The organism is Aceticella sp. 75b-Ac, from assembly GCF_056032965.2.
Genome location: NZ_CM190971.1, coordinates 1605457 through 1629890, shown reverse-complemented (window position 1 = coordinate 1629890; position 24434 = coordinate 1605457). Strand labels below are relative to the sequence as shown.

Below are 24434 nucleotides of genomic sequence, written 5' to 3'. Positions count from 1 at the left end.
CACACGCTTTTATATCATAGGGCTTTAATAAACAAGAAGAAAGATTAGTTTTGACAAATTTAATCTTTAAAGAGGCTTTTATTTAATATCATAATGTATTATAATAAAAAGCAAATGATAAAAATAAGGAGGCTTATATTGTGATTACAAAAGAACAGGTTTTAAATGCACTAAAAGAAGTAAATGACCCGGAAATTGGGAAAAATATTGTCGATTTAAATATGGTTGATAAAATTGACATACAAGGTGAAAAGGTTATAGTTGATATTAAGCTAACAATTAAAGGATGTCCGTTAAAAAGCAAGATAAAAGAAGATGTTACAAAGAAACTTTCTGCTTTAGAAGGTGTATCTGAGGTAGTTGTTAATATGGGAGCAATGACAGAAGAAGAAAGGCAAAGACTTGCGCAAAATATGGAGAAAGAGAAAAAGCCGTTATTTGAAAATACTCATGTAATTGTTGTTGGAAGCGGCAAAGGTGGTGTTGGTAAATCTACCGTTTCAGCGAATTTAGCTGTTGCTCTTGGAAAGCTTGGATATAAAGTAGGTCTTATTGATGCAGATGTATTGGGATTTAGTATTCCAAGATTAATGGGTATTGTAGGACAAAAATCCTATGCATTGAATGAACATATGATAATTCCAATTGAAAAATATGGAATAAAAGTAATTTCAATGGGTAACTTTGCTGATGAAGATACCCCTCTTATATGGAGAGGACCACTGCTTGGCAATGTATTAGAACAGTTTATGAATGATGTGTATTGGGGCGACCTTGATTATATGGTTCTTGACCTTCCGCCCGGGACAGGCGATGTTCCGCTTACTATAATGCAAAAGATACCGGAACAAAATTTCCTCCTTGTAACAACACCGCAATCTTCTGCTTCCCACGTTGCCGGGAGAATTGCACACATGGCAAAAAAAGTGAATATTGATATAATAGGAATTGTTGAGAATATGTCATATTTTGAATGTCCTGATTGCCATAAAAGATATAATATATTCGGTGAAGGTGAAACAGAGAAATTATCAAAGGAATTATCGACAGATATACTTGTAAAAATTCCGATTGATATACAGGTAAGGGAAAAAAGTGATACAGGAATGCCTGTGGCATTTGAAGACAGCAAACAGTCGAAATATTATACCGACCTTGCCAAAAAGGTGGTTGAAAGGGTAAAGCCGATTAAATAGGAATAAATTAGAGGCCTCCAAAATGGAGGTCTTTTCATTTACAATCAGTTTTTTGAATTTGTTTTTATCATATTATGTTATAATTAATTTATATAAAAGCTTTTTCATGCATAGTAAATTTTTAATCAGGAGGAAGAACTTGTGAATACTTTACATAAGATTATAATTGGTGATGCACGTAAAATGAGCAAAATACCGGATGAATCTGTACATTTAGTTATTACATCGCCGCCATACTGGCAGTTAAAAGATTATGGCAGCAATGGACAAATAGGTTATGATGATACATATGAGGAATATATAAATAATTTAAATTTAGTTTGGAAAGAAACTTACAGAGTTCTGCACAATGGTTGCAGATTATGTATTAACATTGGAGATCAATTTGCACGGTCCGTTTACTATGGAAGGTATAAAATCATTCCGATAAGAACTGAAATAATAAAATTTTGCGAGACAATTGGATTTGATTATATGGGGGCAATTATTTGGCAAAAAGTTACTACATGCAATACAACTGGCGGTGCCACTGTTATGGGATCGTATCCTTATCCGAGAAATGGAATTTTAAAACTTGATTATGAATTTATTTTAATTTTTAAAAAGTATGGGAATGCACCAAAAGTTACAAAAGACATAAAAGAAAAATCCAAATTAACAAAAGAAGAATGGAACCAATATTTTACAGGACATTGGAATTTTCCTGGCGAGAAGCAGGATAAACACTTGGCTATGTTTCCTCTTGAATTGCCATACAGATTAATAAAAATGTTTAGCTTTGTAGGCGATACGGTATTAGACCCGTTTCTTGGCAGCGGAACGACATCTTTAGCGGCTAAATTATTACATAGAAATTCTATTGGATATGAAATTAATCATAATTTTTTGCCTGTAATAAAAGAAAAATTAAATATTCAATATTGTAATACTGATTCTGATGCAAAGTTTGAATTTATTCAAGACGAAAAACTAAGGATGAATTTTAAGGAAGAAATAGAAAAACTTCCATATATTTTTAAAGATCCTATAAAATTTGATAAAAAAATTGATCCGAAAAAATTAAATTTTGGCTCGAAAATAGATGATAGTTCGGGGAAAAATATAAAACTGTTATCTGTTAAGAAAATTACAAGTCCCGAAATATTAATATTAGAAAATGATTTAAAAGTTAAATTATTGGGCATAAAGGAAAATGTTAAAAGTAAACCGGAGGCAATCGAGTTTTTAAAAAATATGATAAAGGGTAAAAAAGTATTTTTAAAATTTGATACAGTAAAATATGACAAAGATAATAATTTGTTATGTTATTTATACTTAAAAGACAAAACTTTTATAAATGGGCATCTTATAAAAAGCAATTTAGTTGATGTAGATACATCTCTTGAGTACAAATACAGGGATAAATTTATAAAATATCGGAGGGCTCATAATGGCGAAAGAATGGATATTAAATCAAGCGATGAACAGGTGGGGGCTAAATAAAAAGAAATCTGTCGGTGCTGTTTCCGAATTGATAAGAAATTGTTCTCCTAAATCAGTAGATGAATGGGAAAATTATTACTATAATAATGTGCATCAAGAATCATATTTAGAGGACCTTGGCAGAAAATTATACACTAAAATAACGGAAGTAATACAATTTGAAATAACCGAAGTTACTGAAGATGATTGTATAAAATATATTAAAGACGTTGTAATAAAAAGGACGTTTGAAGGATATCAGACTGAAATTCAAACTATATACGGACAACTCCAAAATATTCTGGGCTGTTCTATTGAACCTGCACCCGATGAGTGGGATAGATTATACAATGTTGATTTTTACATAAAGATTAATAATTCTTTACATATAGGTCTCCAGATTAAACCAGTATCATTTGAACATGCATTTGAAGACTACAAGTGGAAAGATGTGCAAGAGAAAACGCATAAAAAATTTCAAGAGAAATACGGTGGAAGAGTATTTATCATATTTTCTATAAAAAATGGCAAAAAGAAAGAGATATATAATAAAGATATAATAGATGAGATAAATAAGGAAATCAATAGGTTGGGATCAATATCAAATTAAGTTGTGAAAATATATATAATATGATATAATTCAGTATATCATATTACTGGAGGGGAGAATTTTGCTTAAGGGAATTAAGTGGCAAGTTGTGTTAATAACATTTGCAATAGTATTTGGGATCTTACTTGGAACATTTCAGTTATACCAAAGCAAGTTGCTTCCGGATAAAATTTCCAAGGATATTTCCGGAGTAAAATATGTTAAGTCAGTGATAGTTAAAAATGCTGCACAGGGATATGCCGCAAATATAAAACTCAACAGAGTAGATGATTTGATGAAAACTTACAAGGAAATCGAGAAAAAAACGGAAAAATATTCTGTTAAAATAGATATACGAATCATTGACAATACAGATGGAAAGTTGAATAATATTTATTATAACAGCCAATTTGCAATTTATGAAGCTTTACAAAAGGGTGACTATATAAAAATGAACGAGGTAATAAAAAATGATGCAGAGAAAGTTGGCGCTTTATCACATATATATATTGACAGGGAAAATATATATGTGGATTTAAGAGATGGTTCAAATTATTTATACAGAATTATTCCACGTGAGATAGCAAAGGGGGATAATCAAAATGGTTAAAGAAGTTATAATCGGCATAAGCATTGCACTTATTATATTTGTTTCGCTTCTGGGCATTAATATGACTCCAATACTCTTTATCGGAGGTATGATTTTTCTATTGGGATATCTTTTAGAGAACAAAGGATTAGTCAGCGGGTCTTCCAATATTGTAAAACCGGAATTTCAAATCAGTTTTGAAGATATAGGCGGTCAAAATATGGCTATTTCTGAATTAAAAGAAGCACTGGATTTTATTATAAATAAAGATAGCATATGTAAAATGGGGATAAGACCATTAAAAGGGATACTTTTGAGTGGACCTCCCGGAACAGGGAAAACACTCTTGGCAAAAGCGGCGGCAAAATACACAGATTCAAGTTATATTGCAACATCCGGAAGTGAATTTATTGAGATGTACGCAGGGGTTGGAGCACAAAGGGTAAGAAAGCTTTTTGATACCGCCAAAAACCTTGCTAAGAAAGAAAATAAAAAAAGTGCAATAATTTTTATTGACGAAATAGATATTCTTGGTGCAAAGAGAGGAACAAACGATAGTCATCATGAGTATGACCAAACATTGAATCAATTACTTGTCGAAATGGACGGTATTAAAAGTAACAATGATATAAGCATTCTTGTTATTGCGGCGACAAATAGACCTGACATGCTGGATTTTGCACTATTGCGCCCGGGAAGATTTGATAGACAAGTTAGCGTAGACCTTCCGGATAAAAGCGGAAGACTTCAAATATTAAAGATTCATACAAAGAATAAACCTCTTGATGAAGGTACAAATCTTGAAGCTATTGCTGAAGATACTTTTGGCTTTTCCGGGGCACATCTTGAGAGCCTTTGCAATGAAGCGGCTATTCTTGCAATGAGAGATGGTTATGATAAAATAATGCAAAAGCACCTATTAGAGGCTGTTGACAAGGTAATTCTTGGAGAAAAAACCGACAGGAAACCCTCGGAAGAAGAGATTTATAGGGTATCTGTACATGAAGCAGGACATGCGGTAGTTGGTGAGATAGTAAACCCAAAATCTGTTGCAACGGTAACTATCATACCTCGTGGAAAAGCATTGGGTTTTGTAAGACAAACCGAGAAAGAGGATATGCTTATTTATACAAAACAGCAGTTAGAACATGAGATAATGGTGGCATTAGGAGGTACTGTTGCGGAACTTTTAATCCTAAATAACAGAAGTACCGGTTCAGCTAATGATTTTGAGCAGGCTGTAGATATTGCAAAAAAAATTGTTTTTACAGGACTTTCAAGCCTTGGGGTAATAAGTAAAGATGATATTTCAAAAGAAAAGATAAATAAAGAAGTCAATAGGATAATTGAAAAACAGGAAAAAAAGGTCAGAAAAATATTAGAAGGCAAGATACAAGAGTTAAACAAAATATCAGATATATTAGTCAAAGAAGAGACTATATCAGGTTCTCAATTGAGAGAAATATTGAATATTGAAGAAGATGCAAAAGCATGCTGATTATGTTGGGATAGAGTATTTAAAAACAGGAGTTGAATAAAAAGACAGTAGCCGCAGTCTCCACCTATAATGGAAACCGTAGGTGGAGTAAGGCATCATTGCTGCTGTAATTTTCAATAAATTTTTATGATATAATTATGATAAAGAAAGAAAAAATTTGTAAAGGTGGTGTTGATATGGAATGCATTAAAACAGTAAAATTTAAAATCAAAACAGCAGATAAATCTTTCGGTAATACTATATCAATATACAATATACAATATACAATATACAATAAAGCATTATCATATATAATTAATGCAGTTAACAATGAGTGGAATACCATATCAATACTGTCAACGGTAAAAAAACAGCTAAACTTCATAGAAAAATTAATACACGGTACAAAGAAAAACAAGGCAAAATATGACTTTGACAATAGATTTTATAAATTCCCCTCATACCTGAGAAGAGCGGCAACTGCTGAAGCCCTTGGTGCTGTAAAAAGTTATAGATCTAATTTAGAAAACTATCTTGCAAAAAAAGCACAATATGAATCAGAAGGCAAGGCATTAAAAGATAAACCACCTGTATTAGGTGAAGAAAGACATTCTTATCCTGTATTCTACAAAGACAATATGTTTGAGCGTACAGGAGATAATACAGCGGAAATCAAGGTATATAAAAACAATGACTGGGTATGGCATGACATAGAATTTAAGACAAAAAATCTTGAGCATAGGGATATGACGAATTTCAAAGAAATGAATCCGATGTTAGTAAAAAGCGGAAGAAAATATTATCTTCATTTCACATATAAAAAGACAGCCAAATTAAACAAAACACCGCTTAAAGACAGAACAATAATATCTGTAGATTCAGGATTGACCAATTCTGCTGTATGCAGTGCAATGAAGTATGATGGAACTGTCATAGGAAGATTATTTATAAACCAGCCTATAGAAAAAGACCGTTTGCTTCATGAAATCAATAAATTAGCAAAAGCACAAAGAATATCGGGCATTGGAAGAAAACCTAACCTGTGGAGAAAGATAAACAATCTAAGCAGACAAATCATCAATGATACAGTACATCAAATAATCAAATTTGCTGTAGATTATAATGCTGATGTTATAGTATTTGAGTATCTTGGAAAATTAAAATCAAAAGGCAATTATGCACGAAAAATGAGGATAAAACTTCAATATTGGGCAAAGAGAAAGATACAGAACAAGGTCGCTGATATGGCACACAGCTATGGAATACGTTTATCATGGGTTAATCCCAAGAACTCATCAGCATTAGCATATGATGGAACAGGAGAAGTAACAAGAAACGGCAAGAAGGATTTATGCGAATTTTCCACAGGTAAGAAATATCATTCAGATTTAAATGCATCTTATAACATAGGTGCAAGATACTATATACGTGAAATCTTAAATCCTCTTTCTGAAAAGGAGAGGTTGCAGTATCAGGCAAAAGTTCCTGAGATTGCAGCGAGAAGCCAGCAGACCCTGTCTTCATTAATTAGTCTTGTTAAGCTTTTAAACTACGATGTGGTTATTGTGTGACATAGACTGTATTTATGACAGGCAGTCCTTCTGTTAATGCAGTAGGAAGCTCCATCTATAACACAAAATGTCGTAGGTGGGGAGGCTTCACGTAAGATTAATTTCAGATAAAAAATATAATATAATATTTATAGAGGTATTTAATCTTAGTTCGGAGGAAGTGATTCAAATAAATCTTAAAAGTGTTACAAATCCTCCTGAAAGGATAATCCCAGTTTTAAACAGTATAAAAAACTCTCAAAGGATTGAACTGATAAAAGATGATAACACATACTATATAATAGCTACAAGAGGTCTTATGCGAACAGGAGGATACATGGTAAATATTTCAGATGTACAGATAGTAAGAAGTGGAGGCAAAACAATATTAGAAGTCGATGTAATTTATAAAAATCCGGAACCTGGTTCGATTGTAACACAAGTATTTACAAATCCTTATGATATTAAGAGTTTTACTTTTAATGGAGAGATATCTGAAATTCGATCAAAAATCTCCAAGCTTTTTAAATAAATTTTAATTTAAACCCCATTAAGGGGATTTCTTTTTAAATTATTCCTTAGCGGGCAAAGAATATCTTTTAAAAAAGAGTGTACCACAAGAAAGTATTTTAGCAAAAAAGGTAGGAATAAAGGATGGTTTTTCTGGGGTATTTGTAAATAGATATATAAATGATGAGATATTTGGTTTTTTGCGTATAGTGGAAATTTTTAGTGATTTTACTTTTACTTTTATTTGGAGGTAATATATGTCTATTAAGAAAGAAATAAAAGAAATACTAACATTAGCATTACCTGCTGTTGGAGAAATGTTTTTATATATGATTGTATGGATTATTGACACAATGATGGTAGGACAGTATGGCGGGAAAGATTGTGTTAGTGCCGTGGGACTTTCATCAGAAATAGTGTATACATTTTCAAATATTTTTATCTCGATGGGGCTTGCTGTTAGTATAACTTCCTTTATTGCTCGAAAACGTGGAGCAGAAGATTGCGATGCTGCTAAGGCATATTCCATAAATGGTATTTTCATAGGTATATTTATTGCAATACCTGTTGCAATTTTGCTTTTTATTTTTCCACATAGGCTTCTTTTAATTGCCGGAGCACAAGGCAATGTTTTATCAATGGGTACAGTTTTTATAAGAATCGTATCAATTGGTATAGTTTTCAGCATTATAATGAATATTTTAAATGCTATTTTAAGAGCCCATGAAAATACAAAAACACCTATGACAGTTGCTGCCATAGTTATATTTGTTAATATTTTATTGGATTGGATTTTAATATTTGGTAAATTAGGTTTTCCTCCTCTTGGAGTAAAAGGTTCTGCAATAGCAACAATGATAGCTCAAATAACCGGTTTTGTCTTCATATTATTTTACTATAAAAGATTTAAAGTGCTTTCTATTAAAATAACAGATATTTTTAAGATAAAAATGAAAATAATTGCAGATATAATTAAGCTTGCAATACCGGCTTCTCTTCAAGAGGCTGCCTTTGATATAAGCAGGCTTATTTCGATATTTATGATAATGCGTCTTGGAACAGTTTCTTTTGCAGCAAATCAAATTACAACTACCATTGAATCTACATCTGTTATGCCGGGGTGGGGTTTTGCAATTGCAGCAACGATAATGGCAGGACGAATGGTAGGGGCTAAAAGCTATAAAAGTGCAAAAAGATATACTAATATCGCTGCAATATTCGCCGTAGCTATTATGAGTACAATGTCTATATTGTTTCTGACAATACCTCACTTGTTAATGAGAGCTTTTATAAAGGATGCTGATGTTATCGCAGTTGGGATCCTCTGTCTTATGATAGCCTCTATTGAACAGCCTTTTATGGCTATAGGAATAGTTTATGGAGGAGGTCTTAAAGGAAGTGGTAATACAATAACTCCATTTATTATTTCTACAATTTCCAGTTGGTTTATAAGGCTTCCTTTAATGTACCTTGTTATATATGTTTTAAAATTAGGAGTTGTAGCTGTATGGCTTGTAACAGCTATACAATGGGCTTTTGAAGGTTGTATGATGTATATATATTTTAGAAAAGAAATAAATAAATTAGAAAATTCAACAAAGACTAAATAATATATGTAAGAAGTGTTATAATATTTATTATCAATATGGTTATCTCCATTTAATAATTTATTAAAAAAGTTATTTGATGTAATACAACTATACAGGCAATATTAAGTCCTGAACAAAAAGATATATAAGATGCATTAGATGCTGTTTAGATAATTTTTGAAGGGTATAGGTGAAATATGTTTATTGATTTTTATAATGTATTTAAGGTTCTTATAAAAATTGTGTTAATAACAATATGGAAACTTAAAATAGAGGGAAGGGAAAACATTCCAGAAAAAGGACCGCTAATAATAGTAGCAAATCATTTGAGTTTATTAGACGGTTTTGTTATGATTGCATCATTTAAATTTAAATTAACATTTTTTTCTGCGGCTTATTTATTTGACATGCCGGTATCAGGGTTTATTTTAAAAAAACTAAGAGCAATACCAGCAAGTACAAAAAGAAAAACAATTAGTTCTACAAAAACAGTTAAATGTGCCTTGAAAATATTAAGAAATGACGGAGTTCTTATGATATTTCCTGAAGGTGGAATTAAAGGTTGTAGTGAAATAGCAAATATAAAATCAGGAGCATCATTTTTTTCAGTTAAAAGCAAAATACCGGTATTACCTGTTGCAATATACGGTACAGGGCAGATTTTACCTATTGGCAGGAAAATTCCACATAGAGGTAATATTATCGTAAAAATAGGAAATCTTATAAGTCCTGAAGATAATGTTGAATGTATGACAAAATTGATTGTTAATAATCTAAATAAATTGATGAAGGATGATATATAATAAAATCACAGGGGACGGTTCTTTTGTCTTAGACAAAAGAACCGTCGTTTAAGTCTATTTTTATTGTTGAACTGTTGCGCCGAAACCTGCACCTCTGTGTCCAGCATTATTACGGCCAAAACTCATTCCCATTCCTGCACCTTTGTAACCTATACCATCACATGAATTTATTCTTTCCTCAATTGCCTTTTTAATTGAATCAGCATTTTCTTGAGTTATCTTACCATCTTTAACCATCTGGTCTATATATGACTCTCTCTGGTTCAACATGGCCTTTTTGAATTCGTCAAGCGTTACTCCGTTTTCCTCAGCTATTTGGGCCATTGTCTTACCTGACTGCATAAGTTTTAATATTTCATCTGTCGACTTTCCTGTAAGTTTTGCAAGAAAATCTACGTTTTGCATCCTTCCATATCTCGGTGCTGTTGAAGATATCTGTTTCTGATTAGCAGGATTTGCTGCATTAGTTGTCGTTGCTGCATATGCAGCTACTCCTGACAGAAGGACACCTCCTGTTACCACTATCGCAATTGTTTTTTTGATGTTCATAAAGAACAACTCCTTTCAAATTTTATTTTTTATTTATGTTACAGTTATATAATAACCAATGAATTTGACGTAACATTTATGAAATTGTGAGGAATTTGTGAAACTTTATTTAACATATTGTAAATCTCATCAAAAATATTTAAACTTAAATACAGGAGGTGCTGTAATTATGCAAAAAGTTCTTGTCATTGAAGATGAAGAAGGACTCCGCGATATTTTAAAAACATATATAACAAATAACGGCTATGAAGCTTTAATAGCAGAAAACGGTACAGCAGGTCTTGAATATTTTAATAATAACAGCAACATCAGTATCGTTCTTCTCGACATAATGCTGCCAGATATAAGCGGTTGGAGTATTTTAAAAACTATAAGGGAAAAATCAAAAGTGCCTGTAATGATGATAACAGCCCGCAGCGAAGAATACGATAAACTTCTGGGATTTGAGCTGGGCGCTGATGACTATGTTGTAAAGCCCTTCAGTCCCAAAGAAGTTATTGCAAGAATAAAAGCAATACTGACAAGGTTTGAAGGCAGCAGCGATATTGAAAAAATGGAATACAAGGGAATTATCATAGATTCAAGCTCAAGGGAAGTTACAATAGACGGTAAAAAAATAGAACTTACTCCCAAAGAATTTGACCTTTTAAAACTATTAATGGACTACAAAGGGAAAGTGGCATCACGGGAAAAATGCCTTAATGATATATGGGGATATGACTTCTACGGTGATTTGAGAACTGTTGATACCCATATAAAGCAATTGAGAGAAAAACTTGGTGAAAAGAGAAAACTGATAAAAACCGTGTGGGGAATAGGTTATAAGCTGGATGGTGAATAAATTGAAAGGAATACGTAAAAGACTTTTTGTATCATATATATTGATTACAGGCATGATATTGACTTTGTTTTGGTTGACACAAGTAGCATTTATAAACGACATTTACTCATATTATAAAATCAACCAGCTTAAAAATTACAGCCAAAAAATTGTCGATGCTATTGGCAACAAGGATGAGGGGCTAATAAGTGAATTAATAGACAAATCAAATGCCCGTGTTGTTGCAATATCAGATAATAATATAATAATTTCTGGAAACAAGGGAAATGGAAAAGGCATTGGAATACCGGAAACCCTTTTAAATACAGATGGTGGCGTTAAAGTAATAAGATATGTACATCCAGGTTTACATATTGAATATTTGTCAATTTTAAGGTCGTTTTCATACAATGATAAACCTGCAATATTAATAATGAGCATTCCAATATCAACAATCAGCGATACTGTCAATATCTTTAAAAAGGAGTTTTGGTTTATTTCTTTGATTACTATTACAGCAACATTGCTGATGTCGGTATTTATATCAAAAAAAATTACAAAGCCGATAGAAATATTAAAAAATGCTGCTTTAGAAATAGCTTCAGGTAATTTAGATATTAAAATAGATTACAATAATGATGACGAACTAAGGGAGCTTGCAAAGTCAATGAATTCGATGGCAAAACAATTATCAATAACTGATAAATTCCGAAAGGATTTAATCGCGAACATAACCCATGATTTAAAAACACCGTTGGGGCTTATAAGAGGATATTCAGAGATGCTCCTTGATTATTATGGTGATGACAAGGAAAAAAGAGAAAAATATTTAAATACGATGATAAATGAAACAGAAAGGATGTCAAATCTTGTTGACGATGTACTTCAACTCTCAAAATTACAATCAGGTATGGTAAAAATAAAAGAGGAAATATTTAATTTAGAAAATCTGGTTTTTGAAATTCTCAATATTTTTGAAATACAGATTTCTGAAAAAAATATTGATATTAATCTTGATAACCTTAAAATAAATGTTATAGCAGATAGGGAAATGATTAAACGTGTGTTTATAAACATTATAAGCAATGCAATTAACAGTATCATCAAAGACGGTAATATCAGCATTGGAAGCTCTATTGAGGATAAATACGTACTGATAAAAGTATCTGATACAGGATGTGGAATACCTGAAAAAGATCTTCCATATATATTTGAGAGATATTATAAAGGTAATAAATCAGGTACAGGGCTAGGACTTGCAATTGTAAAAGAAATATTAAATTTACACGGCAGCAAATTTAAATTTGAAAGTGAGGAAGGTACTGGCACAACATTTTATTTTACATTAAAAGCGAGATAGGGCAATGGCAAGGGTGGCAAGGGGACATTTCGCTTGCCATGTTTTTTTATCGGACAAGTCCCTGTCCCCCTGTCCTAATTGGGACAAATAACCTGTCCCCTTGTCCTATTTCCTTTGTAGATTTACTACGCACTCAACATGATATGTAAACGGGAACATGTCAACAGGTTGTACTTCTATCGTTTTGTAGCTATTGTCTTCAAGATATTTTAAATCCCTTGCAAGTGTTGAAGGATTGCAAGAAACATATACAATTTTTTCGGGATTCATTTTTACAACTGCTTCAAGTACAGAGATGTTGCAGCCTTTCCTCGGGGGATCCATTATAATCACATCTGCTTTGATTCCTTTACCTGCTAATTCAGGCATTATTTTTTCTGCCTCTCCTGAGATGAATTCTACATTTTTGATGCCGTTTATTCTGGCATTTCTTTTAGCATCTTCTACTGCTTGTTGGATAACCTCTATGCCGTAAACAAATGATGCCTTTTGTGCTGCAAAGAGCGATATGGTACCTATCCCGCAATAAACATCTATTACCGTTTCATTTCTGTTTAAATCGGCATATTCAAGCGCTTTTCCGTATAAAACTTCTGTTTGAACAGGATTTACTTGAAAAAAAGATAAAGGTGATATTTCAAATTTTATATCATTTATATAATCAATGATATTGTCGCTTCCGTAAATGGTTATATTTTTTTCTCCCATAATGACATTTGTTCTTTTGGTATTTATATTTAGCACTACACTTTTAAGCCCTTTTATATCTTCCTTTAAAGCATGAATTAATTGTTTTTTGCAAGGAATATTTTTTCCGTTAATTACGATAACAGCCATGACTTCACCTGTTTTAAATGCAACTCTTGTAACTACATGCCTTATCAATCCTTTTCCTGTTTTTTCATCATATACATATATACCATATTCTTTAATCCAATTTCTTATAATTGTTGCAATGTTATCGCTAATCTCATGCTGTATCATGCAGCTTTCTATAGGAATTATATCATGAGAGCGGGGAGTATAAAAACCGGTTACAGTTTTTCCCTCAACCATTCCAACCGGAAACTGCGCCTTATTTCGATACCTTTGAGGCTTTTCCATTCCTATGGTTTCATGGACTTTAGCCTGTATTTTTCCTATCCTTTCCAAATCATCTTTAATCTTTTGTTTTTTGTATTTTAACTGCCCTTTATAACTTAGATGCTGCAAAGAACAACCCCCGCATTTTTCTGCATAAGGACACAAAGGTTGTATTCTATCAGGGGATTTATCTAATATTTGATTTACATGACCTATTACGTAATTTTTAGAAACCTTATCTATTTCAGCAATTATTTTTTCACCTGTTAAAGCTCCTTCTACAAAGACAGCAACTCCTTCAATCCTGCCGACTCCCTGTCCTTCGTGAGCCATATTATCAATGCATACCTCGTATTTTTTTCCTGCTTTTATATCCTGCAATTCAAATACCTCCCTCTTTACACAATTATTATACTGTTATACAGCAAAAAAATATAGAGATATTTTTGTATGCTGTTTATGTATTTCATAGAGGCAAGGGTGGTGAATAAGCTTAAAAGAACAATAAATTTTTGTTAAAATTCTTACAACAAAGGAGGTTTACAATAAATTATGTAGAATTTATAATATCATGTAAAGTAATTTTATGTGAATCAAGGGAGATGTTTTCACAGTTAAAGTAAGGGGGACTAACATGGATTTGAAAGCATTATTGATAAGGGGGAGAAAAATGAGAATATATTCATGGAATGTTAATGGGTTAAGGGCTGCTTTAAAAAAAGGAATGAAAGAATGGATGGAGGAGTGTAAACCAGATATTTTATGTGTTCAAGAAACAAAATTGCAGGAGGCGCAACTAAATGACGCTATTAGGAAAATAGATGAATACCATTCATATTGGAGTCATGCCGCTAAAAAGGGATATAGCGGTGTTGGATTATATTCTAAAGAAAAGCTTAGATCGGTAAAATACGGATTTGGCATTGACTGTTTTGACAGGGAAGGAAGGATTATTATTGCAGAATACATGGATTTCACACTTTTAAATATATATTTTCCAAATGGAAAAATGAGTGATGAGAGATTAAAATACAAAATGGATTTTTATGATGCAACACTTGATTATTCTGACAGGCTCAAGGCGGCAGGGAAGAAATTAATTATTTGTGGTGATTTTAATACCGCCCACAAGGAAATAGATTTAAAAAATCCAAAGTCAAATGAAAGGTATTCAGGATTTCTTCCGATAGAAAGGGAATGGATAGATAAGTTTATTTCACACGGATATATTGATACATTTCGATATTTTCATCCTAATGAAATTAAGTATTCATGGTGAAGCTATAGATTTAATGCAAGGGAGAAAAATATCGGATGGAGGGTTGATTATATTTTTGTTTCTGATAATCTTATAAATGATATAAAGTCTGCAGATATACTTACAGATGTTTATGGTTCAGACCATTGTCCTATAGTATTGCATATATAAATTAAACTCTTGTTTTTATAAAGAGGAAGAAGAGTTCCTTCAATTCAGATCAGACAAATATTATTAAAGGAGGGTTTTCTATATGAATAAAATAATAACAGCAGGAATTGATAGTGGTTCATTGTCCACTGATGTTGTTATACTTGATGAAAATGTTGAAATTCTATCATATAGTATTGTACCAACAGGTGCATCGATACTGAACAGTGCTAATAAAGCCTTTTTGCAAGCTATGGATAGTGCGGGTATAGCAGAAAAAGAAATCTCATATATTGTTTCAACAGGATATGGACGTATAAACATATCTTTTGCAAACAAACAGATTACGGAAATAACTTGTCATGCAAAAGGGGCTTTTTATCTAAATAATAACATAAGAACAGTAATAGATATAGGAGGTCAGGACAGTAAGATAATAAGGATTAATGAAAAAGGCGATGTTGAGGATTTTGTTATGAATGATAGATGTTCAGCGGGAACAGGACGATTTCTCGAAGTTATGGCAAGAGCTTTAGAAATTCCCATAGATTTGATGGGAGAGGAAGCTAAGAAAGCAACTGAGAAAATAAATATTACTAGTTTTTGTACAGTATTTGCGGAATCAGAGGTAATCTCTCTTATTTCTCAAAACAAAAAAAAGGCTGATATAATTAAAGCATTACATGATTCAATTGCAAATAAAACAATTTCCTTACTTGACAAAATTGGCAGAAAATCAGCTTATATAATGACAGGGGGCGTTGCAAAAAATAAAGGAGTTGTTAAGGCTATTGAACATAGATTAAAAGAGAACATATATATACCTCAAGAGCCTCAGATAATAGGGGCTTTAGGTGGGGCAATTCTTGCCTTAGAAGAAATTAAAAAAACAAAAAAAGAATATAAAAATCTAAGATTTTGAAAAGATTTTTCATTCTATAGAAAAAAACTATAGATTAATCATTTCTGATAAAATTAATTAATATTCAAATAATTTTATCAGAGGTTGTGGTATAATCGTATAAAAATGAGAAAGGAGGTATTGTTATGAAGAAAGATAAAATAGAAAAAGTTTTGACAACATGTCCTTACTGTGGTTGTGGTTGTAACTTTTATCTGAATATCGAAAATGGAAAAATTGTTGGTGTTGAGCCAGATAATCTTCACCCTGTTAATAAAGGGGAATTATGTATCAAAGGATACTTTGGCTATGATTATGTTCACGATCCTCGCCGTTTAACATCTCCCTTGGTTAAAAAAGATGGCACGCTTGTCCCGGTTTCATGGGATGAGGCACTGGATTACGTTGCCGGTCGTCTTAAACAAATCAAACAGGAATCCGGACCTGATGCCTTTGCGCTTTTTTCTTCAGCAAGGTCCATCAATGAGGACAATTATATGGCTCAAAAGTTTACAAGGGCGGTGATGGGTACCAATAACGTAGACCACTGTGCCCGCCTGTGTCATGCATCCACAGTCGCCGGGCTGGCGATGACACTGGGCAGCGGGGCAATGACGAATTCAATTCCTGAAATAAGTGCTTATTCAGATGTTATCTTTATAATCGGTTCAAACACGTCTGAATGCCATCCATTAATAGCCAGTTGTGTATTAAAGGCTAAGGAACGGGGTGCTAAGCTTATTGTGGCAGACCCCCGTATGACGGAGATGGCTAACAAAGCAGATATTTGGTTAAGGGTACCCAGTGGGTATAATATACCCCTTATAAATGGAATGATTAATGTAATCATCAAGGAAGGTCTTGTTAAGACAGATTTTATAAAGGAGCATACCGTAGGTTTTGAAGAACTGGTTAAAGCGGTGGAGGGATACACGCCGGAGTATGTTGAAAAGCTTACAGAGATTCCTCAGAAAGATTTGGTAAAGGCAGCACGTATATATGGAAAGGCAGGAGCTGCGGTTATCCTGTATACAATGGGTATCACACAGTTCAGCCATGGAACAGGGAATGTAGTTGATTGTGCAAACTTAGCGTTAATCACCGGTAATATAGGTCGTCCCGGAACCGGTGTAGACCCTTTAAGAGGTCAGAACAATGTTCAAGGAGCTTGTGACATGGGTGCGTTACCTACTGACTTGCCGGGGTATTTAAAGGTCAACGTAGAGGAGAACCGTGCACGTTTTGAGAAGATATGGGGTGTCAAGTTACCGTCGGCTCCCGGGCTTAAAGTGACAGAGGTTCCATATGGGATATTTGAAAATCGTGTCCGTGCGCTATATGTCTTTGGAGAAAATCCTGTTATGAGCGACCCGGATTCAGACCATCTGCGCCATGCTTTTGAACATCTTGACCTCTTGGTAGTACAGGATATCTTTCTGACGGAAACCGCCCGACTGGCAGATGTGGTACTTCCTGCCGCATGCTGGGGAGAAAAAGACGGTACCTTTGCCAATACCGAGCGCCGTGTACAGCGTGTCAGAAAAGCTGTTGACCCGCCGGGCAATGCAAAGCTCGACTGGTGGATATTCAGTAAATTAGCTGAAAAAATGGGTTATACAGGGATGAGTTATAATAATGTTGAAGAGATATGGGATGAAATACGCAGATTGGTTCCGGAAAAATTCGGAGGCATGAGTTATGAGCGGTTGGATAATAATAGAGGGCTTCAATGGCCTTGTCCGACAGAGGACCATCCGGGTACACCTTTCCTTTATAAAGGAGGAAAATTTTCAACCCCTTCAGGCAAGGCACAGATATACTCAATATTGTTTAATACGGGGAATCCTGATACAAAACTGGATTTTGAAGTTAAAGAGAATGGGAAGGTTATTATAGGAAGTATAGCCGAATTACCTGATGAGGAATATCCGCTTGTTTTAACTACCGGAAGGAGGGTATACCATTATCATACAGGTACTATGACACGCAAATCTCCGATTTTGAATCAAATGGGTCCTCAGGAACAGGTTGAGGTTAATCCTCTGGATGCTGCAAGACTTGGAATTAATGATGGAGATTTTATAAAAATATCCACAAGGCGTGGTTATGTAGCTGCAAGGGCTTGGAAAACAGAAAGGGTACCAAAAGGTACAATCTTTATGACCTTCCATTACTGGGAGGCTTGCAGTAATGAGCTTACAAATACGGTTTGTGATCCTATTTGTGGCATACCTGAATACAAGGTAGGAGCTGCAAAAATTGAAAAAATAACTCCGTCTGAGGCACAAGCTATTTTGGAAGAGAAAAAAGAAAAATATAATGTTGAATTAGGAAAAGATATTATTTTAAAGATACCTACAGTGAAATAAAATAAATCTAATTTTGGACCATTTTGCAATTGTTTATTTTAATGTTCATCTGTATTTTTAAAAGATTTAAGTTATATTGATTAGATGAACAAAATAAATAAAAAGGGGAAGTATTATAATGTCAAATTATTATGAACTTTGGAAATATCTTGATATAGATATAGACAGACATGATGAATTAATGGCGATTCTTCCGGATTTTTTTAAAGATGTATATCTGTCGCAAAAAAATAGACCGGAAGGGATGAATTATTTTAATTTAGTTGTTTCCTCGATACACGGATTACGTCCTAAGGAGCTTGTGGAGTTAAGAAATAAAGGCAAAAAGGTTGTTGGCACCTTCTGTGTCTATGTGCCTGATGAATTGGTTTTTGCTGCTAATGCCGTAAGTATAGGTCTTTGTGGAGGTTCTCAATTTTGGGTTCCAGATGGAGAAAAGGTTTTACCAAAAAATTTGTGTCCGTTGATTAAATCCTTTACAGGTGCAAAACTTTCAAAGACTTGTCCATTTTTCCAATGTAGTGATATACTAATAGGTGAAACAACCTGTGATGGTAAGAAAAAAGTATGGGAGATATTAAATAAATCAATTGAGATATATGTTATGAATTTACCGCAAATGAAAAGAGAGCAGGAATACAAAGAATGGGAAAATGAGCTTAATCTTTTGAAAAATAAGTTAGAAAGTTTGACAGGAATCAAGGTTTCAAATGATATGCTTGCAAGTTCAATTAAAATGATAAACAATAAAAGGAAGGCTTTAAAAAGACTTTATGAACTAAGGAAACAAAATCCTGTACCTATTAGCGGCAAAGATGTCCTTTTGATTAGTCAAATAGCTTTTTATGATGACCCTGAACGGTTTACCCAAAAAGTGAATGTATTATGTGATGAATTGGATGAAAGAATAAGGAAAGGGGAAGGGGTCTTTGAAAAAGATGCAAAAAGGATTCTGATTACTGGAACTCCAATGGCACTTCCCAATTGGAAACTTCATCATATTGTGGAAACAAGTGGGGCAGCAGTGGTATGTGAAGAAACATGTACGGGTACAAGGTATTTTGAAAATCTTGTTAATGAAAATGGTACTACATTAGATGAGATGATAAAAAATTTAGCAGAAAGGTATCTTGAAACAAATTGTGCTTGTTTTACTCCAAACACTAAAAGAATTGAAGATATACTGAGGTTAATTAATGAATATAAAGTTGACGGGGTAATTGGATATAATTTACAATTTTGCACTCCTTATGCAGTTGAATATTATAATGTTAAAAAAGCTTTGGAGGAAAAAAATATTCCAATCCTTTTGATTGAATCTGATTACACCGAAAATGATACTCAGCAGATAAAGACAAGGGTTGAAGCTTTTATCGAAATGCTTAAGTAGGTGGAGGTTATGGATTTTCATCAGCTAAAAATATTTGTAAAAGTAGCTGAAACAAAAAGTTTTTCAAAAGCAGCAAGGTTAATTTTTTTAAGTCAGCCAACAGTAAGCTCTCATATTATAGCATTAGAGAAGGAATTAGGTGTTAAGCTGTTTGATAGAATTGGCAGGGAAACGATATTAACACCTTTTGGAGAGATACTTTATGAGGGTGCTATTAAAATTTTAAGTGCGAAGGAAGAAACACACTTAAAATTATTAAGATATATGAAAAAAATTGAAGGGGAACTTAACATATATTCGAGTTCAATACCGGCAGTATATTTTCTTCCTAAAATAGTAAGAGAATATCTAAATTCTTATCCAAAGGTTAAAACAAATATTATACAAAAAGATTCAATGGAAGTAATTGATATTATAAGCGAAAATGGTGGAATAGGAATTGTTGGCATGTATGAAGAAAAAACATGTTTAGATTATGTACCACTTTGGGAGGATGAATTAGTAATAATATCAAGATATGATTCAGTATCACAAAACAAAAAAGAAATCTCGTTATCGGAAATCCTTGACAAACCCTTTATTTTACGTGAAAAAACATCGGGTACACGAAAAACTTTTGAAAGATATCTATATCAAGTAGGTTTATCAGTGAGTCATTTAAGAACAGTTGCTGAATTCTGCAGTTCTGAAGCAATAATTAATGCTGTTAAAGAAGGAATGGGGGTTTCTGTTGTTTCTTATAAGGCTGTATCAGATTATAAAAAATTAAACCTTATAAACTGTTATACGATAAAAGATATAAGAATGTTAAGAAAATTTTATATGATACTTAAAAAAGGAATAACCTTATCACCAAATGCTGAAACATTTTCAAAATTTATACAAGAACGTTAAAATAAAGATACAAATCTTTAAAAGATTTGTATCTTTATTTATTTTTTTATATTTATAATATTGTTTTTTTAAGAATTATGATAAAATCTATATTAGATTTTAAATAAAGGAGTTTTTATATGAGACCCAGTGAAAAAGATGCTAATAAAGTATATTTTATCGTATTGATTCTGTTGATAACGATAGGTGCTTATGTGCAAAGGAAATCCTTGTATACAGGACTTGTAATTACGGAATTTGTGATTGTGCTTTTGCCTGTTCTTTTATATTTATGTTTTAATAGATTTGATATAAAATATGTTTTGAGGTTTAATACGATAAAAATGAAACATATTATTTTGATTGTCGGTATAACTTTATGTGGTTGGTTTATATCTGCTTTCTTTGCTTTATTGACAAACTTGATTTTAAGTAAAGTCGGGCATCTTCCTTTATCGCCAATACCAATTGCTGAAAGTCCTTATCAACTTATGTTGCAGATATTCATTATATCAGGGATAGCGGCATTTTGTGAAGAAATATTGATGCGGGGATTAATTATGAGAAGTTATGAGATGCGTGGATCATTAAAAGCTATAATAATATCAGCATTGTTATTTTCTATGCTGCATTTAAATATACAAAATTTTTTAAGTATATTGTTTCTTGGATTTTTGTTAGGATATGTCGTACATAGGACAGATTCGATATTTGCAGGAATGATAGGACATTTTACAAATAACACTTTTACTTTGGTTATGTCATATATTGTGGCCCATTATCAAAAAACGGCTTCTGCACCGCATGTTGCGAATATGACATTTGCAGTTATTTTATTTTATGGTATACTGGTATTTGGTTCTATCATATGTTTATATTTTTTGTTAAAGTTATTTATTAAATCTACAAATCCGTATATTATTTACAGTACAACACCTGTTAAAGAAGATTTGAAGATTTTATTTCATTGGCCTTTATCAGCATCAATATTGATTTTTATATTTATGATTACATTAGAAATTATGAAAATTGCCGGTATTACTGTAAAATTATTTTAGATATAAAGTAAGTCTTTGACTTACTTTATATCTATGCACCAACTGCTGCTTTACTCAGATTCAAATACATATCGCCAACCTCATAAATGTTGCCTGCTCCTATTGTCATTATTACATCTCCAGGGATAGCAGTATTTCTTAAGTAGTTAACAATATCAGTAAAAGACTCTATATAAATTACATTTTTACCTCTTTTAGCAATTAATTCAGATAAATCTTTAGAATTAACAAGTCCGGTATCTTTTTCTCTTGCTGCATATATATCTGTTATTATTATAATATCTGCATCATCAAATGATTCGGCAAAGCCATTTAAAAGTGATTTTGTTCTTGAATAAGTATGCGGTTGGAACACACATATTATCCTCTCATGTGGGTAATTTTTAGCTGATAATAATGTGGCTTTTATCTCAGTTGGATGGTGTGCATAATCATCGATTACTGTGATACCATTGATTTTACCTTTTTCTTCAAATCTTCTATGGGTACCCTTGAATTTTTTTATAAATTCAGAGGTTTTGCTCATATCGGCACATAGTAAATTGCATACCGCCAATGATGCTAATGCATTGTATATATTGTGCCTGCCGACGATTGAGAGTTCATATCTGCCCATGTTTTTTCCTTTATAAAATGCGTTAAAAGAAGGGCAGCCTTTTTTATTGAAAGATATATCTTTAGCATTCCAGTCGCATCTATTTTCAATTCCAAATGTTATTATATTACGATTAATATGTTGAAGGACATTCATGGTATTCTTATCGTCACCACATGCAACCACAAAACCGTTATCTGGAACAAGGTTTGCAAATTGGGTAAAGGATTGTTTTATATTTTTTATATTTTTGAAGTAATCAAGATGGTCAGAATCGACATTAAGTATGACAGCTATGTAGGGGTAAAATTTCAAAAAGCTGTCGGTATACTCGCAGGCTTCTGTTATAAAATAATCAGAATTGCCTACTCTTACATTTCCGCCTAGTATATCGACTTCTCCACCTATTAATACAGTAGGGTCGTAATTCATTTCTTTCAATAGAATTGATACCAAAGAGGTAGCGGTTGTTTTACCATGGCTTCCGGCTACAGCAACACCATACTTGAAATTTTTCATTATCTGCCCTAATAATGTAGCCCTGTCTATTAAAGGGATAGCAAGTTCTTTAGCTCTTATTATTTCAGGATTATCTTGTTTAACTGCAGCGGTATATACAACCAAATTTGCACCATCAACATTTTTTGCTTCATGAGGTATATTTATAACTGCACCCTCAGCTTTGAGTTTTTTTATAATATGTGAATCTTTTAAGTCAGAACCCGTAACGGTATGTCCTGCATTTATAAGTATATGAGCAAGACCGCTCATGCTGATTCCACCAATACCTATGAAATGTACTCTTTTAAAATCTTCAATATTTATATCCATTAATTTTACACCTCTTTTAGAATATGTTATTATTATTGGCAAATACTAAATAAAATATAATGACTAAAACATCATACAGAAAAATTATATCACATATTGCATAATAATAAACTTTAAAATATAATTTAATATAAAGGCTTATCTTTTGGAGGTTTTTTAATGAATGTTTACAAAAGGTATGAAAGGGTTAGTGCAATGTTGAAAATATTATCAGATAACCCCAATACCCTATATAATCTTAATTATTTCATGAGCATGTTTAATACTGCTAAATCTACTGCTTCTGAGGATATAGAAATAATTAACAGTGTTATTGAAAAGTTCGGCTTTGGTAAAATTATTACTGTTTCAGGTGCAGGAGGCGGGATAAAATATATTCCTATCAATAGTCTATATAATTATCGTTCTTTTGTGAAAGAAGTTTGCAAAAGTTTAGAGGATAAGTCAAGAATAATACCGGGAGGATTTTTGTATACAACAGATTTAATTTACTCCCCAAATATTGCAACAAAGATAGGAGAACTTCTTTCTTTTCCATTTCAGGAAAAGAGTGTGGATTTTGTTGTGACTGTTGAAACAAAAGGTATTCCCATAGCGTTAATGTGTGCAAGAGCATTAAATGTACCTCTAATAATAATAAGAAAGGATAGCAAGGTTACAGAAGGTTCATCTGTTTCGATAAATTATGTATCAGGTTCACAAAAGCAGATAAGGTCTATGTCCCTTTCAAGAAGGTCACTAAAAAGATATTCAAAAGTTGTACTTATAGATGATTTTATGAAAGCTGGTGGTACTATAAAGGGAATGATGGAGCTTATGGAAGAATTTGATGCAGAAGTTGTTGGTATTGGTGTTATGATTTCTACAGCAATGCCGACGATAAAACTTATCAGTGATTATACATCATTATTTATATTGAAAGAAATGGATGAGTATAATAGCATTATAAAAATGGAAATATGTGATTGGCTAAAGTAATATGTAAAAAGCAAAAATTTTTTTAGAAATTTATATTTTTATGAAGGAAATTTAGATTTTATGGCGAATATTATAAAGGTAAGGTAAAAGTAAAGGGTAAAGTAATTTTCAAATATTTCACCCGTTACAGTCTTATTTTGCAGGAAGGTGGTGAGCTTATGGAAATTACAGATGTTAGGGTGAGAAAAATCAATGAAGAAGGAAAGATGCGAGCTGTGGTTTCTGTAACCTTTGATAATGAATTTGTTGTTCATGATATTAAGGTTATAGAAGGACAGAATGGTCTGTTTATTGCTATGCCAAGCCGTAAAACACTGGAAGGTGAATTTAAGGATATAGCACATCCGATCAATTCTGAAACAAGGGCAAAAATACAGAATGCCATACTTACAGAATTTGAAAAAGTTAAGGAACAGGATGAACCACAGAGCAAAGAATAAAAAGGAGCTGCCTCC

22 protein-coding genes are annotated in these 24434 nt (G+C 32.6%); 19 read left to right on the top strand and 3 right to left on the bottom strand.

Annotated elements, in window-relative coordinates:
* Positions 1 to 140 precede the first annotated feature (140 nt).
* The 9 genes from AC0LWJ_RS08355 to AC0LWJ_RS08315 all read left to right on the top strand — a co-directional run bounded on the left by AC0LWJ_RS08355 (position 141) and on the right by AC0LWJ_RS08315 (position 9764).
* On the top strand, positions 141 to 1196 hold the full coding sequence (locus AC0LWJ_RS08355) for an Mrp/NBP35 family ATP-binding protein (RefSeq protein WP_474239302.1): 1056 nt from the start codon (positions 141 to 143) through the stop codon (positions 1194 to 1196).
* A 141-nt stretch (positions 1197 to 1337) separates the two neighbouring features.
* Positions 1338 to 2678: a DNA methyltransferase gene (locus AC0LWJ_RS08350; protein WP_474239299.1), complete on the top strand. Its 1341-nt coding sequence runs from the start codon at positions 1338 to 1340 to the stop codon at positions 2676 to 2678.
* The gene (locus AC0LWJ_RS08345; RefSeq protein WP_474239297.1) at positions 2626 to 3267 is read left to right on the top strand and encodes an MjaI family restriction endonuclease; all 642 of its coding nucleotides are present in this window, start codon (positions 2626 to 2628) and stop codon (positions 3265 to 3267) included. The genes AC0LWJ_RS08350 and AC0LWJ_RS08345 overlap by 53 nt, the downstream gene beginning before the upstream one ends.
* 61 nt (positions 3268 to 3328) lie before the next feature.
* Complete coding sequence (locus AC0LWJ_RS08340; RefSeq protein ID WP_474239294.1) at positions 3329 to 3856, top strand: hypothetical protein; 528 nt, start codon at positions 3329 to 3331, stop codon at positions 3854 to 3856.
* Complete coding sequence (locus tag AC0LWJ_RS08335; protein ID WP_474239292.1) at positions 3849 to 5333, top strand: AAA family ATPase; 1485 nt, start codon at positions 3849 to 3851, stop codon at positions 5331 to 5333. The genes AC0LWJ_RS08340 and AC0LWJ_RS08335 overlap by 8 nt, the downstream gene beginning before the upstream one ends.
* Before the next feature lie 137 nt (positions 5334 to 5470).
* Positions 5471 to 6883 (top strand): RNA-guided endonuclease TnpB family protein, encoded by a 1413-nt coding sequence (locus AC0LWJ_RS08330; protein ID WP_474239289.1) that lies wholly within the window; start codon positions 5471 to 5473, stop codon positions 6881 to 6883.
* Between the two features lie 76 nt (positions 6884 to 6959).
* Positions 6960 to 7394 (top strand): protease complex subunit PrcB family protein, encoded by a 435-nt coding sequence (locus AC0LWJ_RS08325; RefSeq protein WP_503031426.1) that lies wholly within the window; start codon positions 6960 to 6962, stop codon positions 7392 to 7394.
* Between the two features lie 235 nt (positions 7395 to 7629).
* The gene (locus tag AC0LWJ_RS08320; RefSeq protein WP_474239285.1) at positions 7630 to 8982 is read left to right on the top strand and encodes an MATE family efflux transporter; all 1353 of its coding nucleotides are present in this window, start codon (positions 7630 to 7632) and stop codon (positions 8980 to 8982) included.
* A gap of 176 nt (positions 8983 to 9158) precedes the next feature.
* Positions 9159 to 9764, top strand: a complete 606-nt coding sequence (locus AC0LWJ_RS08315) for a lysophospholipid acyltransferase family protein (RefSeq protein WP_474239283.1) — start codon at positions 9159 to 9161, stop codon at positions 9762 to 9764.
* Positions 9765 to 9824: 60 nt separating this feature from the next.
* Here AC0LWJ_RS08315 and AC0LWJ_RS08310 read toward each other — a convergent pair whose 3' ends face one another.
* On the bottom strand, positions 9825 to 10313 hold the full coding sequence (locus AC0LWJ_RS08310) for a DUF2680 domain-containing protein (RefSeq protein WP_474239281.1): 489 nt from the start codon (positions 10311 to 10313) through the stop codon (positions 9825 to 9827).
* Positions 10314 to 10482: 169 nt separating this feature from the next.
* Between AC0LWJ_RS08310 and AC0LWJ_RS08305 the strand changes: the two genes are divergently transcribed.
* Together AC0LWJ_RS08305 and AC0LWJ_RS08300 are read left to right on the top strand one after the other, a co-directional pair.
* A complete protein-coding gene (locus tag AC0LWJ_RS08305) occupies positions 10483 to 11154 on the top strand; it encodes a response regulator transcription factor (RefSeq protein WP_474239279.1) in 672 nt (223 codons plus the stop codon).
* A 1-nt stretch (position 11155) separates the two neighbouring features.
* The gene (locus AC0LWJ_RS08300; RefSeq protein WP_474239277.1) at positions 11156 to 12493 is read left to right on the top strand and encodes a sensor histidine kinase; all 1338 of its coding nucleotides are present in this window, start codon (positions 11156 to 11158) and stop codon (positions 12491 to 12493) included.
* A gap of 105 nt (positions 12494 to 12598) precedes the next feature.
* On the opposite strand, the gene rlmD is transcribed toward AC0LWJ_RS08300, so the two are convergent.
* Complete coding sequence (rlmD, locus tag AC0LWJ_RS08295; protein WP_474239275.1) at positions 12599 to 13957, bottom strand: 23S rRNA (uracil(1939)-C(5))-methyltransferase RlmD; 1359 nt, start codon at positions 13955 to 13957, stop codon at positions 12599 to 12601.
* Between the two features lie 253 nt (positions 13958 to 14210).
* Here rlmD and AC0LWJ_RS08290 point away from each other — a divergent pair, with 253 nt between their 5' ends.
* The 6 genes from AC0LWJ_RS08290 to AC0LWJ_RS08265 all read left to right on the top strand — a co-directional run bounded on the left by AC0LWJ_RS08290 (position 14211) and on the right by AC0LWJ_RS08265 (position 21575).
* The gene (locus AC0LWJ_RS08290) at positions 14211 to 14855 is read left to right on the top strand and encodes an exodeoxyribonuclease III (protein ID WP_474239273.1); all 645 of its coding nucleotides are present in this window, start codon (positions 14211 to 14213) and stop codon (positions 14853 to 14855) included.
* 232 nt (positions 14856 to 15087) lie between these two features.
* Positions 15088 to 15906 (top strand): acyl-CoA dehydratase activase, encoded by an 819-nt coding sequence (locus tag AC0LWJ_RS08285; protein WP_474239271.1) that lies wholly within the window; start codon positions 15088 to 15090, stop codon positions 15904 to 15906.
* A gap of 125 nt (positions 15907 to 16031) precedes the next feature.
* Positions 16032 to 18254 (top strand): formate dehydrogenase subunit alpha, encoded by a 2223-nt coding sequence (fdhF, locus tag AC0LWJ_RS08280; RefSeq protein ID WP_503031425.1) that lies wholly within the window; start codon positions 16032 to 16034, stop codon positions 18252 to 18254.
* A gap of 118 nt (positions 18255 to 18372) precedes the next feature.
* Positions 18373 to 19644, top strand: a complete 1272-nt coding sequence (locus AC0LWJ_RS08275) for a double-cubane-cluster-containing anaerobic reductase (protein WP_474238806.1) — start codon at positions 18373 to 18375, stop codon at positions 19642 to 19644.
* A gap of 9 nt (positions 19645 to 19653) precedes the next feature.
* Positions 19654 to 20538 carry a selenium metabolism-associated LysR family transcriptional regulator gene (locus AC0LWJ_RS08270; protein WP_474238802.1) on the top strand — a complete coding sequence of 295 codons (885 nt, stop codon included), beginning with the start codon at positions 19654 to 19656 and terminating at the stop codon, positions 20536 to 20538.
* A gap of 119 nt (positions 20539 to 20657) precedes the next feature.
* On the top strand, positions 20658 to 21575 hold the full coding sequence (locus AC0LWJ_RS08265) for a CPBP family intramembrane glutamic endopeptidase (protein WP_474238798.1): 918 nt from the start codon (positions 20658 to 20660) through the stop codon (positions 21573 to 21575).
* A 31-nt stretch (positions 21576 to 21606) separates the two neighbouring features.
* Here AC0LWJ_RS08265 and murC read toward each other — a convergent pair whose 3' ends face one another.
* Positions 21607 to 23001, bottom strand: coding sequence for a UDP-N-acetylmuramate--L-alanine ligase (murC, locus tag AC0LWJ_RS08260; protein WP_474238794.1), 1395 nt, complete (start codon positions 22999 to 23001; stop codon positions 21607 to 21609).
* A 159-nt stretch (positions 23002 to 23160) separates the two neighbouring features.
* On the opposite strand from murC, the gene purR reads away from it, so the two are divergent.
* Together purR and spoVG are read left to right on the top strand one after the other, a co-directional pair.
* Complete coding sequence (gene purR, locus AC0LWJ_RS08255) at positions 23161 to 23979, top strand: pur operon repressor (RefSeq protein ID WP_474238790.1); 819 nt, start codon at positions 23161 to 23163, stop codon at positions 23977 to 23979.
* Between the two features lie 158 nt (positions 23980 to 24137).
* Positions 24138 to 24419 carry a septation regulator SpoVG gene (spoVG, locus tag AC0LWJ_RS08250; protein WP_284680166.1) on the top strand — a complete coding sequence of 94 codons (282 nt, stop codon included), beginning with the start codon at positions 24138 to 24140 and terminating at the stop codon, positions 24417 to 24419.
* Positions 24420 to 24434: the final 15 nt, after the last annotated feature.